The sequence below is a fragment of the Pseudomonas sp. RIT-PI-r genome (genome assembly GCF_001297015.1).
Taxonomy (GTDB): domain Bacteria; phylum Pseudomonadota; class Gammaproteobacteria; order Pseudomonadales; family Pseudomonadaceae; genus Aquipseudomonas.
Genome location: NZ_LIGE01000022.1, coordinates 1 through 15087 on the forward strand (window position 1 = coordinate 1; position 15087 = coordinate 15087).

Genomic DNA, 15087 nt, shown 5'->3' on the forward strand with positions numbered 1-15087 from the left:
GTTGCGGTTTGGCTGGCGGCGTGGGGTTGGCCTGCGTGTTGGGTTGTGGCGTGGGCGGGCTGGCGTCTGACGCCGGGGGCGCCGGTGGGGGGGGGGGGGGGGGGGGGGGCGGCGGTGGTGGCGGTGCCGGGGTGGGCGGGGCCGGTGGCGTCGGGCTGGTCAGCTCGACGGTCATTTCCGGAATCTGCGGCGGTGTCGGCAATGGCTCGGTCTGCGATTGCTGAAGAAACCACCAGGCACCACCATGTATCAGCGCCGACACAGCGACCAACAAGACCATTTGCTGTTTGTTCAAACCACCGGGTTGCGAGGTATTGGCCTTAAAGGCCGGCCTGTCCGAGGGCGACGGGATCGGTGCTTCCCGCAACGGCCCCGGCAGGGTTCTGTGCTTTACCGCATCGTTCATTAAAGCTCCCTCGGGTTGATGAAGGGCAATAAGGTGCCGTCCGAACATGTGCGCCATGTTCGAGTGGGTGATTACAACTTTCTTATGGGTGTGCAGAAGCCGATAGTTGATCTATCCGTTTAACAAGGCTTGTGCAAACTTACTGGCTTAGCGCTATCGACTTCGTGTGTTCATTACCCATTCCCTGGTGTTGTTCTTATGTAGGAGCTGCCGAAGGCTGCGATCTTTAGATTCTGCCTTTAAAGATCAAGATAAAAAGATCGTCCGATCGCGGCCCGAGCCTTCGGCAGCTCCTGCAATTGATTACTCGAATTCTGTTTTGCAACGGCTGTGCCAGATATTGCCGAAATGTAGAACGCTTATTTCATCAGTGTTACCCATGTCGCATTTATATAAGTTTTGCCAGTGCCGTGGTTTTTCTCTGGCACACGGATTCCCGTTACTCCGGTTAACGGAGCTTTTTCAGAGGCGAGTCAGGCTGTACGCGGTATCCGGCTGATTGGCGGGATAGAGCGGCTGCGTGGCTTGCGGCCTGGGCACTTGCTGGTGCGCGGCGGACCGATTTGGTGCGGGCCAATGTTTTAGCGGGTCACGGGGGAAGTTCCTTGTTCTTGTTTAAATGGAATCAATGTCTGCAATGCTTGATAGTTGAAGTCGCTGGAGCGGTTTTGGTGCATTTGCAAAGTCATTGGAAGTTATTGTTCGACAATCCTCTTTTCGCTCGTTTAATACAGAGGCTGCGCAATAATCTTTCGAGTCATATTTAAAAAATAAATAGCACGCTGCCGTCGGCGAATACGTCATCGCCGAATACAGTGCTCGGTGGCTGCGTCAGGTAATAAAGTAAGTGCGTTGGCCGCCGGGACTGTTCAGGTGAACTCGGCGTTGTGCACGAAGAAGCAAAGAGAGGGGCGTACGGCAAAGCGTTTGAAGATTCACGCGGTGAACTCCTTGTTGCCAGCTCGGATACGCGAACTTTTGGTTCGGTATCGCACCTTACAAGAACGCGGATAGCGTTCGATGATTGCTCTTGGTGCGGGATGGGCACCATCAGCGCTGTTTTGCGAGGTTTGAATTCGCAAGTCGCGATTGCATGGGAAAAACGTGCCAAAACCGATACACACGCAGATTTTTTCTACATCCTGCCTGCGGCCATCTACCCTTGGCAGAGGCTTATTTCGGGGGATCGGCTATGTACCAGCTCTACGGGCACAGAAATTCGGGCGCAGCCGCGATTGAAGCGGCGCTGGAATTGTGCCAGATCGCCTACCGCTTCATTGATATCGAAGCCAGCGCCGAGGCCGCCGAAGCGTTGGCCAAACTCAATCCGCTGAAACAGATACCGACGTTGCAACTGCCCGACGGCAGTGCGTTGACCGAGAGCGCGGCGATTCTGATTCACCTGGGCCTGACGTTTCCGCAGTCGGGGCTGTTACCGGTGGAGGCGGCTGATCGCGATCAGGCCATTCGCGGCATGGTCTATATCGTCAGCAATTGCTATACGGCGGTCGGCGTCATCGATTATCCCGAGCGCTGGCTGCTGATGCCCGACGAAGCGTCGCGGCAGAACCTGATGGCTGGCGCCCGTGAGCGATTGCACTGGAGTTGGGAGGTGTTCGCCGACCAGTTTTCCGCCGAGTTGTATCTGGATGATGAAACGCCGGGGGCACTGGATGTGCTGGCGGCAGTGGTGACGCGCTGGGCGGGCAGCCGGGAGCATTTGCGCCAGAGCCGGCCGGGGTTTTATACGTGGTTGCAGCGCATTGACCGGCACCCGGTGCTGGCGCCGGTCTTTGCCCGGCATTGGCCTTCTTGAACACACCGCAGATGATCGTTCCCACGCTCCGCGTGGTAATGCAGCTCGGGACGCTCTGCGTCCCAACGCGTGACGCAGAGCGTCACAGGAGGCATTCCCACGCGGAGCGTGGGAACGATCATAGGGAGGGAGATTTATTCCCCGCGAATGTACTGCTCCAGCTGTTTGATCAGCTCGGCCTGTTCGGCAATCGCTTCCTTGACCAGGTCACCAATCGACAGCAAACCGATCAACTTGCCGTTCTCCACCACCGGCAAGTGACGCAGGCGTTTGTCGGACATGATGCCCAGGCAGGTGTCGACGGTTTGATGGGTGTCCACGGTGATCACGTTCGACACCATGATGTCGCGCACCGGGGTGCCGACCGATGAACGACCATGCAGCACCAGTTTGCGCGCGTAATCGCGTTCGCTGATGATGCCGACCACTTGCTCGTCTTCGACCACCAGCAAGGCGCCGACGTTTTTCTCGGCCATCTTCATCAGCGCTTCGAGCACCATGTGATCAGGCTTGATCTGATGCACTTCCTGATTTTTCTGATCTTTGAGCTTGAGCAGTTGGGCGACGGTCTTCATGGCGGTTACTCAGGTGTTGTCGTTGTTATCCAAGCATCGTAGACGCAAGCGCGCAGGGCAAGGTGGCAAAGCGGCAGATAACACGCAAAAAACGTCATTTGGCGGATTTTTCCACGACTGCCGACAATTTATCGCCAGGGTCATCCCACGCAATGCTGCGTAGAATGCCCCTCTGTTTCAAATTTCGAGGTTGCAGTGGTGGATTTACCGCAGGGCTTCGTCCTGACCCGGCATTGGCGCGACACCGCCGCCGGCACCGAAGTCGAGTTCTGGCTGGCGACCGACGCCGGGCCACGCCGTGTGCGCTTGCCGCATCAACCGTCGGTGGCGTTTATCCCCGCCGAACAGCGTGCCACCGCCGAGCGCCTCCTGCACGACGAAAAGAACGTCGAACTGCGCCCATTGGCCCTGCAGGATTTCCAGCATCGCCCGGTGCTGGGTCTGTATTGCCAGCAACACGGCCAGTTGATGCGCCTGGAAACCGCGCTCAACCGCAACGGTATCGACGTCTACGAGGCCGACGTGCGCCCGCCGGAACGCTATCTGATGGAGCGCTTCATCACCGCCCCGGTGTTTTTCAGCGGCACTGCCGATGCCGACGGCGTGGTGCTCAACGCTCACCTCAAACCGGCACCGAACTATCGACCGAAGCTGCGACTGGTCTCGCTGGACATCGAAACCACCGAAACCGGCGAGCTGTATTCGATTGCCCTGGAAGGTTGTGGCCAGCGTCAGGTGTACATGCTCGGTGCGCCGAACGGCGACGCCAGCCTCGTCGACTTCGACCTCGAATACTGCGACTCGCGTACCGTCATTCTGAAAAAACTCAACGACTGGTTCGCACAGCACGACCCCGACGCGATCATTGGCTGGAACGTCGTGCAGTTCGATTTGCGCATCCTTCATGAACACGCCCGGCGCCTCGGCGTACCGCTGAAAATCGGCCGTGGCGGCGAAGAGATGCAGTGGCGCGAGCACGGCAGCCGTAATCACTACTTCGCCTCGGCAGCGGGGCGGCTGATCATCGACGGCATCGAATCCCTGCGTTCGGCGACCTGGAGTTTCCCCTCGTTCAGTCTGGAAAACGTCGCGCAAACCCTGCTCGGCGAGGGCAAGTCCATCGACAATCCGTACCAGCGCATGGATGAAATCAACCGCATGTTCGCCGAGGACAAACCGGCGCTGGCCAAGTACAACCTCAAGGACTGCGAACTGGTCACGCGGATCTTCGCCAAGACCGAACTGCTGACGTTTTTGCTCGAACGCGCCAGCGTCACCGGATTGCCGGCGGACCGCAGCGGCGGCTCGGTGGCGGCATTCACCCACCTGTACATGCCGTTGATGCACCGGCAGGGCTTTGTTGCGCCGAACCTGGGCACCAATCCTCCGCAGGCCAGTCCCGGCGGGGTTGTCATGGACCCGCAACCGGGCCTCTACGAATCGGTGTTGGTGCTCGACTACAAAAGCCTGTATCCGTCGATCATCCGTACGTTTCTGATTGACCCGGTCGGCCTGATCGAAGGCTTGCAACACCCGGACGACGCCGACTCGGTGCCGGGCTTCCGTGGCGCCAGGTTCTCGCGCACCCGCCATTGCCTGCCGTCGATTGTTTCGCGGGTCGCCGAGGGTCGCGAGACCGCCAAACGCGAGCTCAATGCGCCGCTGTCGCAAGCGCTGAAAATCATCATGAACGCCTTCTACGGCGTGCTCGGTTCCAGCGGTTGCCGCTTCTTCGATACGCGGCTGGCGTCATCGATCACCCTGCGCGGTCACGAGATCATGCTGCGCACGCGCCAGTTGATCGAGGAGCAGGGCCACGCGGTGATCTATGGCGACACCGATTCAACGTTTGTCTGGCTGCGTCGCCCGCACGGGCAGGAAGAGGCCGCGAGTATTGGCCATGCGCTGGTCAAGCACGTCAACGACTGGTGGCGTGAACATGTGCGTGATGAATTTGGGCTGGAAAGCGCCCTCGAACTGCAATTTGAAATTCACTACAAACGTTTCCTGATGCCGACCATTCGCGGCGCGGAAGAGGGCAGCAAAAAGCGCTACGCCGGCCTTGTCACCCGTGCCGATGGCAGCGATGAAATGGTCTACAAAGGCCTGGAAACCGTGCGCACCGATTGGTCGCTGCTGGCCCGGCAATTTCAGCAGGAGCTGTACGAACGGATCTTCCAGCGCAAGCCGTATCAGGAGTATGTGCGCGACTACGTACGCAAAACCCTCGCCGGTGAATTCGACGATCGACTGGTCTACCGCAAACGCCTGCGTCGTACCCTCGACGACTACGAACGCAACGTTCCGCCGCACGTACGCGCGGCGCGACTGGCCGATGATTACAACGCGCAACACGGGCGCCCACGGCAATATCAGAACGGCGGCTGGATCAGTTACGTCATTACTTTGGCTGGCCCCGAGCCGCTGGAAGTGCGCCGTGCGGCCATCGATTATGACCACTACATCACCCGGCAACTGCAACCGGTGGCCGACGCGATTCTGCCGTTTGTCGACGACGATTTCTCAACCCTGATCGGTGGGCAACTGGGCCTGTTTTGAGTCGAGCAACTGCAGCGTCCATTCATCGAGGATGCCGTGGAAGTAGCGCTCCAGTGCCTGATTGAACAGGCTGTCGTCAGCGGCAAACTCTGCGAACAGGGTCATCGAGGAATGGAATTTCAAGTCATCGGGATGGCCGAAAATCTGCGCAATCGATCGCTGCTGCACGTTCAGCACCAGCTGCGTACAGATCCGCAGCCGCGCGCCGAGCAGTTCATGCTCCAGATAAGCCCGGGCTTCCTCGGCTGAACCGATGGCGAAGCGCCGGGACATTTCACTGCCGCCCAGACCGGCAAACTGCGGAAAGACAAACCACATCCAGTGGCTGCGTTTGCGGCCTTCGTCGAGTTCGCGTTGCACGCGCTCGAACACCGGATCCTGCGCCTGGATAAAGCGTTGCAGGTTGAACGGGTCATACTGATCAGTGCTTCTCATCGCCAAGCCCGCCAGTCGGCAGCGGCTCAGACCATGGCCAGCCGCTGCTTGCGTTGTGGCGCTTGGAATACGTGGTCCAGCGCCGCCAGATCCCCGGCCTCCAGTTGCAGCTGCGCCGCTTGTGCATTGAGTTGCACGTGCTCGGGTCGCACAGCCTTGGGAATCGCAATCACGCCATCCTGACGCAGAATCCACGCCAGCGAAACCTGTGCCGGGGTCACGCCGTGACGAGCGGCAATGTCTTTCAACACCGGCTCGGCGAGCATCGCACCGCCCTGACCGATCGGACAGTAGGCCATCAGCGGCATGTGCTGGTGCTGGGACCACGGCAACAGGTCGAATTCGATGCCGCGCTCTTCGAGGTTGTAGAGCACCTGATTGGTCGCGCAGGCCGAACTGGAGAGTTCTTCGAGATCGTCGACATCGAAGTTCGACACGCCCCAACGGCCGATCTTGCCGTCCTCGCGCAGGCGTTCGAAGGCCTCGACGGTTTCTTCCAGCGGATACTGACCACGCCAGTGCAGCAGATAGAGATCGATGTAGTCGGTGTCGAGCCGGCGCAGGCTGCGCTCGCAGGCCTGCGGGATGCCTTTGCGGCTGGCGTTGTGCGGGTAGACCTTGCTGACCAGAAACACTTGATCGCGCAGGCCGGCGATGGCTTCGCCGACCACGCTTTCGGCGCCGCCCTCGGCGTACATTTCGGCGCTGTCGATCAGGGTCATGCCCAGCTCGATCCCGGTGCGCAGGGCTGCGACTTCACGCTTGTGCGCCGAGCGGTCTTCGCCCATGCGCCAGGTGCCTTGGCCAATCACTGGCACCTGCACGCCGGCCAATTCAAGGGTACGCATGCAAACCTCCCATCTGAAAGTGACGATACCTTTTAGTGGGCAGCAGGATAGCTCAGGGGTTCAAAAAGCAAAAAGATCGCAGCGTGCCGCAGCTCCTACAGGAAAACGCTCAACTGTAGGAGCTGCGGCACGCTGCGATCTTTTGATCTTCGTTTCTATTTCGCGCTGAACTTCAACACCACGCTGTGGCTGTAAGTCTGCCCCGGATCAAGCCGAGTGCTTGGGAAATTCGCTTGATTCGGCGAATCCGGATAGTGCTGGGTCTCCAGGGTGAACGCGCCCCAGTGCGGATACACCTTGCCACCCTTGCCCTTGACCGTGCCATCGAGGAAGTTGCTGGTGTAGAACTGCACGCCCGGTTCCGTGGTGAACAGCTGCAGAACGCGACCGGACTGCGGATCGCTGACTTCAGTGGCGACTTGTTTGATATCGCCCTTGGTGTCCAGCGCCCAGTTGAAATCGAAGCCGCCCTGTTTCGCTTCGGCGAATTTCAGTTGCGGGTGATCCGCCTTGATGTGCGTGCCAATCGCCGTTGGTTTGGTGAAATCCATCGGCGTGCCGGCCACGGGCGCCAGCTCACCGGTTGGAATCAGCTTGGCCGTCACCGGCGTGTAATGGCTGGCGTGCAGGGTCGCGACCTGTTTGAGAATGTCGCCATTGCCGGCGCCGGCGAGGTTGAAGTAGCTGTGGTTGGTCAGGTTGAGCACCGTTGGCTTGTCGGTGCTGGCCTTGTAGTCGATGCGCAGTTCGTTGTTGTCGGTGAGGCGATAAGTCACTTCAGTGGTGAGATTGCCGGGGAAGCCCATTTCGCCATCTGCCGACAGATAGGTCAGGGTCACGCCGACCGAATCCTTGTCCTTGGTTTCCTCGGCCTTCCAGACTTTCTTGTCAAAGCCCTGAGTGCCGCCGTGCAGTGCATTGGACTTGTCGTTCTGCGGCACTTGATAGCGCTTGCCGTCGAGTTCGAACGCGCCGTCGGCCAGGCGATTGCCGAAGCGGCCGATGGTTGCGCCAAAGTAGGCGGTGCCTTTCTGATAGCCCTGCACGTCGTCGAAACCGAGCACCACGTCGTCGAACTTGCCGTGCTTGTCGGCGACTTTCAGCGATTGCAGGGTTGCGCCGTAGGTGATGACGGTGGCTTGCATGCCGTGGCTGTTGCGCAGGATGTATTGCTCGACGGGCGTACCGTCATTGGTTTTGCCGAAAGCTTTGTGTTCAGCGGTCAGGCCCGCAGCCTGGGCAGAAAGGGTAGCGATCATCAGGGACAGTCCGAGGCCGGAGAGCAGGTGACGGGATTGAAGCATGGTAGACCTTCCTTCTTGTTGTTGTTTTCAAAATGGCGCCGATGCCATGTAGGAGCTGCCGCAGGCTGCGATCCGTTGATCTTGCTTCTAAAACCCAACGTCAAAAGATCGCAGCCTTCGGCAGCTCCTACAGGATAACTAGTCATGCTATTTGTATGTGCAGTGAAGATTTATAGTTGATTAATCGTTTATTTCAACAATAAAGACAGACTAATTGGTTGTGGCGAAGGTGCCGGAGGTCGGCTGGTCATGCGCACCACTGCACTTTTTCGCAATCGGCGGCTCTATCCATGGCCAGGATGCGGTGACTCCCGCCGCACAGGAACGTGCCTGATCGAGAATTCATGCCGAGCGCTTTTCATCTGATTGCCCCTTTTTTTCGTCGTCCGTGCGTACTGCTCGTCTGTTTGTCGTCGCTGCTGTTCAGTGGTTGCAGCCATCAGGACGGCAACGGCTTCTTCAACCAGATGCGTGACGGCAAGCCGCAGGAATTCTTGCAGACCAGCGTCGACCGCATGGCCACCCTGGCGATGCGCGACAACCTCAACAGTCTTTACCGCTTGCAAGCCAAGCTGTACCTGCGCAACCCGGACGAGCTGCGCAAGTCAGGCTTTCTCAACATCCATGCGGCGGTGAAACAGGTGCGCCAGGCCATCGAACAGCAACAGCCGCTGCCGGTGCTGGGCGGTCGCAAGGATCTGGCGGCGCTCAGTTATGCGATGAGCCCGGAGTTTCTCGGTGACCGCGTCGGCGCCTTTATTTATGCGATCGGCAGCATGCTCGTCACCGCCCACGGCAATCGCACCGAGTTCTACATGACCGACGCGATTAACCCGACCTTCGTCCACAACGCCGCGCGCAATATCGAAAAAGCCACGTGGATTCTGTCGCAACGGCAGAACACCGCTGGCCAGCCACTGCTGTTTTCCAATGAGATCTCGGAGGAGGGCACCAACCTGAGCTTCGCCACCGAGTTCGGCAAGATCGTTGCGCGACTGGACTTGATCACGCAGATGCTCGATGAGCGTTATCGGCGGATCGGCCTTAACTATGCGCAGAGTCTGCTGTTCCTGAATTTCCTACCCGTCCAATAAAACCCCTGTAGGAGCTGCCGCAGGCTGCGATCTTTTGATCTTTTTTACGATCAACGTCAAAAGATCGCAGCCTGCGGCAGCTCCTACAGGTTAGAGTTGCGGTCGATAAGTTTGTATACAAGTTTTAGTAAAACTAGATCCAAAAGGAGCTGCACCTGTCATGACCGACCCCGCAAGCGCCGATTTCACTCGCGTCGACCGCACCGCCCGTGCGGACAAATTGCCCTACGCCGCGTTACTGGCCTTCGCCATGACCGGCTTCATCGCCATCCTTACCGAAACCTTGCCCGCCGGACTGCTGCCGCAAATCGGCGCCGGGCTCAACGTCAGCGAAGTGCTCGCCGGGCAACTGGTGACGCTGTATGCGCTGGGTTCAATTGTCGCGGCAATTCCGCTGACCGTGGCCACGCGCGGCTGGCCGCGGCGGCGAGTGCTATTGATGACGGTGGGCGGGTTTCTGGTGTTCAACACCGTCACCACGTTCTCCAGCCATTACGGCCTGACCCTGGCCTCGCGTTTTCTCGCCGGGATGGCGGCAGGGCTGTCATGGGGAATCATGGCCGGCTATGCGCGCGGCATCGTGCCGGTGCATCAGCAGGGGCGGGCACTGGCGATTGCCATGCTTGGCACGCCGGTGGCGTTGTCGCTGGGCACGCCGGCGGGCACGTGGCTGGGCAATCTGATCGGCTGGCGCGCGTCGTTCGGGATCATGTCGGCGCTGGCCCTGGTGCTGGCGGCGTGGATCGTCATCGCGGTACCGGATCGTCCGGGGCAAACCAGCGAAGAACGCCTGCCGTTGCTCGAATCGCTGCGCCTGCCTGGTGTGCGGCCGGTGCTGTTCGTGGTGCTGACGTGGATGCTCGGGCACAACATTCTCTACACCTACATTGCGCCGTTTCTGATGCAGGCCGGGCTGGCCGATCGCGTCGATCTGGTGCTGCTGGTATTTGGCCTGTGTTCGCTGGGCGGGATCTGGATCATCGGCCTGCTGGTGGATCGCTGGTTGCGCTGGCTGACGCTGATCAGCCTCGCGGTGTTTGCGCTGACGGCATTGGTTCTGGCGCTGGCAGCACCGTCGCCTCTGATCATTTATGCCTGCATGGCGGTGTGGGGGTTGTCGTTTGGCGGTTCGGCCACTTTATTGCTGACCTCGGCGGCGGACTCGGCAGGCGAGCATGTCGACGTGGTGCAGGCGATGCTGACCACTTCGTGGAACGTGGCGATTGCCGGTGGCGGCTTGTTCGGCGGCTTGCTGCTGGATCGGGCGGGGGCGATGTCGTTTCCGTGGGCGTTGTTGATTCTGTCGCTGATTGCCCTGGCCACGGTGTGGGCCAACAAGACCCACAGCTTCAAACCAGGCCGAAGGGTGCACTGAATCTGCATCCACCACCTAACCCTGTAGGAGTTAGCCTGCTCGCGATAGCGGAGGGTCAGTCACTGAATCCATCACTGATAGACCGCTATCGCGAGCAGGCTCACTCCTACAGTAAAGCGATGGTGATTGCGATATGGCATAACGATAGACCGCATCGATATATGTGGTTATAAGAAAAATCGCTATGCTGCGGGCCAGATTTTTCCTGTCGTTTTTCTGGACGGTTTAATGGAATTGGCAAATTTCGGCCTGGTGATTGCCGGGCTGGTGGTGGGTTTTATTGTCGGCATGACCGGTGTCGGCGGCGGTTCGTTGATGACGCCGATCCTGCTGTGGTTCGGCATCAACCCGGCAACAGCGGTGGGTACTGACTTGCTGTACGCCGCCATTACCAAATCCAGCGGCGTCCTCGTTCACAGGAAGAACAAGAATATCGACTGGGCCATTACTGGTTGGCTGACCCTCGGCAGCGTGCCGGCGGTGGCCATGACCTTGTGGTTCCTCAGCACCCTGCACACCGCGCCGGACGCGATGAACGCCATCATCAAACAAGCGCTGGGCTTCGTGCTGTTCGCCACGGCGCTGGCGATTTTCTTCAAGAAGCGCTTGCTCGACTTCGCCCACAAACGCGCCGGCGGCAACTACAACCCGAGCGGCACGCGCTTGAATGTGCTGACGGTGATCACCGGTCTGATCCTCGGCACCATGGTCGCGCTGACGTCGATCGGTGCCGGCGCTTTGGGCACGGTCGCGCTGTTCATCCTTTACCCACTGCTGCCAACCCGTCGTCTGGTCGGCACCGAAATCGCCCACGCCGTGCCGCTGACCCTGGTCGCCGGTCTTGGTCACGCGAGCATGGGCAACATGGATTGGGGTGTGCTGGGGTTCCTGTTGGTCGGCTCGTTGCCAGGCATCTGGCTCGGCAGCCATCTGACCGGACGCATCTCCGATGAAGTGCTGCGCCCGTGCCTGGCGACGATGCTGGTGCTGATCGGTTACAAACTGGCGTTCTGAGTGGTGTATTTCATCACCGTCACCGGCAAGTCCTCGTACACCAGCTCTTCAACCACCTGCCAACCCAGTCGCGCATACAGCGACTGTGACGTGTCGGTGTACAGATACAACTCCCGCACACCCAGCGCCGCCGCTTCTTCAACCACTCGATTGACCAGTTGCGAAGCAATCCCGCGGCCGCGCTCCTCTGCCTTCACATAAACCCCGGCCAGCCATGGCGTCAGGTTCGGGCGCAGCTGCAGATCGCTTTCAATCAGCAATGCGCCGCCCAGCAGTCGCGAACCCTCAAGCGCTACCACCACGCTGGGCACTGCACCTTTGCCACAGGATTCACGCATATGCTCGATGCGATGTTCGACGGTTTGTCCGGGCCGAAACTCGCCCCATTCATTGAAGTTGAGCGTGGCCAGTTCTTCGATCAATTCGGGGTGATCGCACAGGTAATCGATGTGCATGGGGGTGAACTCCATTTCATGGGCAGAACCACCACCCTAATGCGGTCATAAAAGGTAATCAAATCCGCGTTGCGATCACCTCGGATATGTTGCGCAATGTCGCGCCTGTCCTAAGCTTCTGACTAGGCGGAAGATATTTGCCGGGTCGTCCCGGAACAATCGCCACGATGCGCAATCATTAGAGCGTGGATATCAAAAGGAGATGCGCATGCTCATCAGGTCACTGACCCTGACACTCTTGCTGGCGATTGCCGGCCCCTTGTTCGCCGCTGACAACGATTCGCCCATCGCCGGGGATATGGGCCGCGCCCGTCCGCTGATCGTGATCGCACAAAGCACTGTTGACCCGGTGTGGGTGGCTTTGAAAAAGTCGCTGGAGGATCCCGCCAACAAAAAGGGCGTCGCCGACCGCAACATCAAGGTCTACACCATCCTCAACATGGCCGGCCAGCTCGACGGCAAGGACCTGGGCCAGCAAGACACCATGGCGCTGCTGCGCTCGCTGAAACTGGGTGCCGGGGCGTATCCGAAAGTGTTCCTGGTGGGCAAGGACGGCGAGACCAAGCTTTCGGCCTCGGGGGACGAAGCGAAAGCGGTGGATCTGAAGAAGATTTTCGACACCATCGACGCCATGCCCATGGCCGAGAAGGAAGCGGCCGCTGCGGCTGCCCAAGCGCCGGCGGCTGCCGAACCGGAGCCTGCGAAAGGTGCCAAAAACGCCAAACCTGCCAAGCCTGCGAAACCGAGCAAGCCGCCGGAAATGCCGGATGATTGATTGCATAAGCGAGCACTGAAAAATGGGCGATCTCAGCAAGATCGCCCATTTTTTTCGCCTGCAAAAAGATCGCAGCCTGCGGCAGCTCCTACATTGACCGAGTGAACACCCGATCCTGTAGGAGCTGCCGCAGGCTGCGATCTTTTGATTTTCAGTCAGCGACAGCGCTGAGAATCGTATGGGCGATTTTCACCCGCTCAGGAATCGGGAAATTCTTGTTAGCCATGATCACAATGCCAATGTCCTTGCTCGGCACAAACGCCACGTAAGTTCCGAAACCACCGGTTGAGCCGGTCTTGTTGATCAGCACGTCATGCGGCTGAGGTTGCGGCGGATTCAGCCACTGCACCTTGTGCGCTTCCATGGCCATTTCCGTCGAGTTGCCCGCCAGCAAGCGGTCGAGGCTGATCGGGTAGCGATACATTTCCCAACCCAAGCCTTGAGTCATGTCGCCCACCGTGTAGTAACCGGTGTGGGTGTTGGCGATGGTTTTTTGCAGGGACGCTTCAAGCGTTTCAGGTTTCAGGTTGGCTTGCACGTAGCGCAACATGTCCACGGCGCTTGTTTTCACGCCGTAGGCTTGCGAGTCCAGCGCGCCGGGGGTGACGCGGACCGGTTTGCCATCCTTGTTGTAGCCCTGCGCGTACAGGCTCATCTGCGCGGCAGGCACACTCAGGTAGGTGTGCTGCAAACCGAGTTTAGGCAGCAGGGTTTGTGTCATCGCCTGATCAAACGGCTGGCCGAGGCTTTTCGCGGCCAGATAACCGAACAGGCCCAGACTCGGGTTGGAGTACTGGCGATGGCTGCCGGCGGGATATACCGGTTTCCAATGTTGGAAATAGCCGAGCATCTTGTCAGACGAATCCGCGTCGTCCGGGAATTGCAGCGGCAAACCGCCGGCACTGTAGGTGCCCAATTGCAGCACGCTGATGTTGTCGAAGGCGCTGCTTTTCAATTCTGGCCAGAGCCGGCTGGCCTTGGTCGACAGATCGAGTTTGCCAGTCGCCTGGGCATAACCGGCGAGGGTGGCGGTGAAGGTTTTGCTCACCGAGCCGATTTCGAACAAGGTGTTTTCGCTGACCTTTTGCCCGGTGTCTTTCGCCGCCACACCGTAGTTAAAGTAATGCGCCTGACCGTTGATGGTCAGCGCTACGGTCAGGCCGGGAATGTCCTGTTGTTGCATCACCGGTGTTACCGCATCGTTGACCAGTGTTTGCAATTGCGCGTCGCTGGGCACCGCGGCCAGGCACGAGGTGGCCCCGAACAACAAGCCGACAGTGGCACAGGAAATGACTTTGCTCGATTGGATGGATGACATGAATGAACCACTCTCCATGAGTGTTGATAGTGTTGTCCCGCTACACTGCGGACGATTTATTCGTTGGGCGGCTGATCAGCGCCGCCAATCTAGTCAGCGCGGCGCCAATCGGCAAACGACGAAAACTCGCACGAGCCATTAGAAAAATTTGGGACTGGACATGATTCGACCTCAATTGCCGCTCAACGCACTGCGCGCCTTCGAAGCCTCGGCGCGACACTTGAGTTTCACTCGCGCGGCGGTGGAACTGTGCGTCACGCAAGCGGCGGTCAGCCATCAGGTGAAAAGCCTGGAGGCGCAACTGAACGTGACCTTGTTCAAACGCCTGCCCCGTGGGCTGATGTTGACCGGTGAAGGCGAAACCTTGCTGCCGGTGCTGAGCACCTCGTTCGATCACATCGCGCAGATGCTCGAGCGTCTCGCCGGTGGCCAGTATCGCGAAATGTTGACCGTCGGCGCAGTCGGCACCTTCGCCGTGGGTTGGCTGTTACCGAGGCTGGCGGATTTCCGGGCGAAACATCCGCTCATAGATTTGCGCCTGTCGACCAACAACAATCGCGTGGATGTGGCGGCGGAAGGGCTGGATTACGCGATTCGCTTCGGTGCTGGCGCATGGCATGGCATCGAGGCAACGCGGTTGCTTGAGGCGCCGCTGTCGGTGTTGTGCGTGCCGGAGATCGCTCGGCAATTGCAGTCGCCGGGGGATCTGTCGCAGCAGACCCTGCTGCGTTCTTATCGCACCGATGAGTGGACGCAATGGTTTCAGGCTGCCGGGTTGGCGACGCAGGCTGCACCGCCGCAGAGCATCGTGTTCGATTCATCGCTGGCGATGATGGAAGCGGCGTTGCAGGGGAGTGGGGTGGCATTGGCGCCGCCGCTAATGTTCGCCCGGCAACTGGCGGCGGAGGCGATTTGTCAGCCGTTTGCGATTGAGATTACGACGGGGAGTTACTGGTTGACGCGGTTGCAGTCGCGGCCGGAGACGGCGGCGATGACAGCGTTCAAAACCTGGTTGCTGCAAATCTCTACATGACTCACATCATCCCCTGTGGGAGCTGGCTCGCCAGCGATAGGGCCGGCACGGCCAACATCGATGTTGGCTGACCCACCGCT

The 15087-nt window shown here is 59.3% G+C and carries 14 protein-coding genes; 8 read left to right on the forward strand and 6 right to left on the reverse strand.

From position 1 onward, the window contains the following. Both AK821_RS31385 and AK821_RS08110 read left to right on the forward strand, forming a co-directional pair. On the forward strand, positions 1-224 hold a 224-nt coding region (locus tag AK821_RS31385), incomplete at its 5' end, for a hypothetical protein (RefSeq protein ID WP_177330942.1). Between the two features lie 1374 nt (positions 225-1598). Then, a complete protein-coding gene (locus tag AK821_RS08110) occupies positions 1599-2222 on the forward strand; it encodes a glutathione S-transferase N-terminal domain-containing protein (protein WP_064389192.1) in 624 nt (207 codons plus the stop codon). 134 nt (positions 2223-2356) lie between these two features. Here the strand turns inward: AK821_RS08110 and AK821_RS08115 are convergent, their stop codons facing one another. Further along, a complete protein-coding gene (locus AK821_RS08115) occupies positions 2357-2797 on the reverse strand; it encodes a CBS domain-containing protein (protein WP_064389193.1) in 441 nt (146 codons plus the stop codon). Between the two features lie 198 nt (positions 2798-2995). Here AK821_RS08115 and AK821_RS08120 point away from each other — a divergent pair, with 198 nt between their 5' ends. After that, complete coding sequence (locus AK821_RS08120) at positions 2996-5356, forward strand: DNA polymerase II (RefSeq protein ID WP_161806648.1); 2361 nt, start codon at positions 2996-2998, stop codon at positions 5354-5356. Here the strand turns inward: AK821_RS08120 and AK821_RS08125 are convergent. From AK821_RS08125 to AK821_RS08135, 3 genes are all read right to left on the reverse strand, one after another. Beyond that, a complete protein-coding gene (locus tag AK821_RS08125; RefSeq protein ID WP_064389195.1) occupies positions 5321-5791 on the reverse strand; it encodes a DUF1810 domain-containing protein in 471 nt (156 codons plus the stop codon). The two genes, AK821_RS08120 and AK821_RS08125, sit on opposite strands and share 36 nt — an antisense overlap. A 26-nt stretch (positions 5792-5817) precedes the next feature. After that, positions 5818-6639 carry an aldo/keto reductase gene (locus tag AK821_RS08130; RefSeq protein WP_064389196.1) on the reverse strand — a complete coding sequence of 274 codons (822 nt, stop codon included), beginning with the start codon at positions 6637-6639 and terminating at the stop codon, positions 5818-5820. Positions 6640-6794: 155 nt separating this feature from the next. Beyond that, on the reverse strand, positions 6795-7943 hold the full coding sequence (locus AK821_RS08135; RefSeq protein WP_064389197.1) for an aldose epimerase family protein: 1149 nt from the start codon (positions 7941-7943) through the stop codon (positions 6795-6797). Between the two features lie 344 nt (positions 7944-8287). Between AK821_RS08135 and AK821_RS08140 the strand changes: the two genes are divergently transcribed. The 3 genes from AK821_RS08140 to AK821_RS08150 all read left to right on the forward strand — a co-directional run bounded on the left by AK821_RS08140 (position 8288) and on the right by AK821_RS08150 (position 11426). After that, the gene (locus AK821_RS08140; RefSeq protein WP_064389198.1) at positions 8288-9037 is read left to right on the forward strand and encodes a hypothetical protein; all 750 of its coding nucleotides are present in this window, start codon (positions 8288-8290) and stop codon (positions 9035-9037) included. A gap of 160 nt (positions 9038-9197) precedes the next feature. Next, positions 9198-10412 carry an MFS transporter gene (locus AK821_RS08145; protein WP_064389199.1) on the forward strand — a complete coding sequence of 405 codons (1215 nt, stop codon included), beginning with the start codon at positions 9198-9200 and terminating at the stop codon, positions 10410-10412. A 228-nt stretch (positions 10413-10640) separates the two neighbouring features. Next, positions 10641-11426, forward strand: a complete 786-nt coding sequence (locus AK821_RS08150) for a sulfite exporter TauE/SafE family protein (protein WP_064389200.1) — start codon at positions 10641-10643, stop codon at positions 11424-11426. Here the strand turns inward: AK821_RS08150 and AK821_RS08155 are convergent. Further along, the gene (locus tag AK821_RS08155; protein ID WP_064389201.1) at positions 11408-11881 is read right to left on the reverse strand and encodes a GNAT family N-acetyltransferase; all 474 of its coding nucleotides are present in this window, start codon (positions 11879-11881) and stop codon (positions 11408-11410) included. The two genes, AK821_RS08150 and AK821_RS08155, sit on opposite strands and share 19 nt — an antisense overlap. Before the next feature lie 208 nt (positions 11882-12089). Between AK821_RS08155 and AK821_RS08160 the strand changes: the two genes are divergently transcribed. Next, a complete protein-coding gene (locus tag AK821_RS08160) occupies positions 12090-12656 on the forward strand; it encodes a DUF4174 domain-containing protein (RefSeq protein WP_064389202.1) in 567 nt (188 codons plus the stop codon). Positions 12657-12807: 151 nt separating this feature from the next. Here AK821_RS08160 and ampC read toward each other — a convergent pair whose 3' ends face one another. Beyond that, positions 12808-13974, reverse strand: coding sequence for a class C beta-lactamase (gene ampC, locus AK821_RS08165; RefSeq protein ID WP_064389203.1), 1167 nt, complete (start codon positions 13972-13974; stop codon positions 12808-12810). 160 nt (positions 13975-14134) lie between these two features. On the opposite strand from ampC, the gene AK821_RS08170 reads away from it, so the two are divergent. Then, complete coding sequence (locus AK821_RS08170) at positions 14135-15007, forward strand: LysR family transcriptional regulator (RefSeq protein ID WP_064389204.1); 873 nt, start codon at positions 14135-14137, stop codon at positions 15005-15007. Positions 15008-15087 lie beyond the last annotated feature (80 nt).